Origin of the sequence: Bacillus sp. JJ1503 (assembly GCF_036965125.1) — a bacterium.
Classification (GTDB): domain Bacteria; phylum Bacillota; class Bacilli; order Bacillales; family Cytobacillaceae; genus Cytobacillus.
Genome location: NZ_JBALOZ010000480.1, coordinates 1 through 2,546, shown reverse-complemented (window position 1 = coordinate 2,546; position 2,546 = coordinate 1). Strand labels below are relative to the sequence as shown.

At 37.9% G+C, this 2,546-nt stretch carries 2 protein-coding genes; one reads left to right on the top strand and one right to left on the bottom strand.

Annotation, left to right across the window (positions count from 1 at the left end):
* Nucleotides 1-100: 100 nt before the first annotated feature.
* Entirely contained in the window at nt 101-1,513 is a 1,413-nt protein-coding gene (locus V7149_RS25570; protein ID WP_335348369.1) for a vWA domain-containing protein, read from the bottom strand.
* 253 nt (nt 1,514-1,766) lie between these two features.
* Between V7149_RS25570 and V7149_RS25565 the strand changes: the two genes are divergently transcribed.
* The coding region (locus V7149_RS25565; protein WP_335348368.1) for a class I adenylate-forming enzyme family protein at nt 1,767-2,546 on the top strand (780 nt) is incomplete at its 3' end.

Here is a 2,546-nt window from a genome sequence, read left to right as displayed (position 1 = left end):
ATCATACTCCTAATCTGTTATTTAGTAAATTCAAAATTCTATATTTAATAGATTTATACTAAAAAGCCGGTTCCATTAAAACATGGACCGGCTTTTTGTATTACCAAGTATCTCCGCGCTCTTTCTTCAATGCCTTCATTTTTTCGACCCATTCATCGACCCTTTGTCTGATTTCTTGGCTTTTCGTATCTGCTTTTTCTCGATTTGTCTTATAGATGGCGTAGTATAGGTCTTTCATATTTTGACTTCGTTCATACCCCCAGTCTCTTAGTTCTGTTTCTTGCTCATACGTAATCCACTCATATTCTGCCATGATCTTAATTGCATCAAGTATTCGGTGGGACTCACGCCTGCCGATATTCCATAATTGAAGGGGATATTCTTCGCCTTTTTTATACTCTGCGACCATTTCCCATCCGTCTGGAGCCATGGTAAAGGCAAAAGCAAGATCTAGTGTAGAAGGCAGCCACTCATATTGAATCGTATATTTTAATTCTTCTGGATTGTCCGCTTTAAAGTATTCACCATTGCCAGCTTCGGCAACAGCCTTTAATTGGTTTTCGGTTTTGCTGTCTACATCAAAGCCGATAATGTTTACGGTATTTTTGCTGTTTATTTGAACAAGGTCCTTACTTGCCTGAACGGGATCCCCGTCACATGTTTCAGCACCATCGCTGACAATGTAAATGGTCGTTGCACCTTCAAAGCTGCTGCTCATTTCTGCGGCTTTTTGGATGGCACCTGCAAGGGGAGTCCAGCCTTTGCTTTCAAAAGAATCGACTGCTTGATGGAATTCTTCTTTTGCATATTTCCCCATCGGATAGACTTCTTCGACTTTTGTGCAGGATATTTCCTTATCAGCCGCTGATTCCGAACCTTTATGGCCATAGACGATAAGTGAGACTTCGCTCGTTTGCCCAATGGTCTGTGCAAAGCTCTTCACAGCATCCTTGGCAATATCCATTTTTACTTTTCCATCAGATAAAAGCAGCATACTTGAGCTGGCATCGAGAAGAATGATAGTCTTTTCTGATGTCATTTTTTCTTCACTGCCTTCGGATTTTGTTGGATCCGGCAAATAGGGTTCCTCAAACTGCGGTTCGTAGGCATTCGCTTTTTCAATGACCTCTTTATAGTGAGGACTGGCCAGGAGAGCAACAAGGCCTTTCTTGATTTCTTCAATATCTGCAGTTTCATTCGTTAATTTTTCAAGCTCAGGTGTCAGCTTGTCTATAAGAGCTGGCTCCATTTTAGGTGTATCGAAACCGATGTCCTCAATATCCTTTTCATATGACAGATCATCCATGATTTTACCGTGTTGCAGGACTAGTAAACTTTCTTCGGAAACTTCTAAATTAATATTCAATGATTCGGTTATAATATCTTCCTGCTTTTGTTCCTGCTGTTGCTTTTCCTTTTCAGGTTCATTAGATGTTTCTGTCTCCTTGTCATTGCTGCAAGAGGAAAGGATCATTGGAATAAGCATCAGCAATAATAAGGCAAATCGTTTCACAAAATTCCTCCTTTTTTCCGACACTCTATATTATGTATATTAATAAACAACTAAATATAGAGTATATCATAGAAAATAAGTGATTATGAAGTATTTACCATTAATGGATTCGTCTCTCTAATAATAAAGAGATCCACTGTATTACAAATGGGGTGTTTACATAATTCTTAATATTCTATAATATTTACTATAATTAGGGTAGGGAAGTATGGGCTAGTTTTCCTACTTCCATTTGGATAAGGAGGAGAGCTTCTTGGACTTAAATCAAGCTTTTAATTATTCAGTTAAAAGGCATCCTAATAAAGTCGCTGTTGTGGATGGAAGCAAAAGATATACATACAAGGAACTGGAAAAGGAAGTTAATACGGTAGCCTTTTCCTTGAATAGTCTCGGTGTGAAAAAGAGAGATCGAGTGGCTGTGCTACTGAATAATCGTCTGGAGTCCGTTGTTTTATATTGGGCCATTCAAAAATTGGGGGCTATATTTGCTCCAATTAATATTCGACAATCTCAGGAAATTGTTCATTATTGTTTAGATGATTTAGAGGCTAGGTTTGTCGTTTACGGGAAATCAACAGAGAATTTAATTAATAGAAAGAAATTTATTGAACGCCCAATATTTATCAATATTGATGGAAATGGAGGCGATCTAAATTATCAGGAGTTAGTAAAGCATCCTGTGGAAGACTTTAATCCAAACCAAGTCAGTGAAAATGATTTATCCGTCATCCTTTATACATCCGGGACTTCTGGCAATCCTAAAGGTGTCCCGCGATCTCATCAAAATGAATATGCAGCAACCTTTGCTCACATCTTTCAATGTCAATATCAATGGTATGATACTACACTAGGTGTAATGTCGCTCTATCATACAATGGGACTTAGGTCACTCATTAGTATGATGATGTTAAATGGAACATTCATCGTTTTACGGGATTATGACCCATATGATGCTATTCAATTAATAGAGCAAGAGAAAATAAGTGTTCTATATTTACTCCCTAATATGTTTCATGATATTGCTGCCTTACAG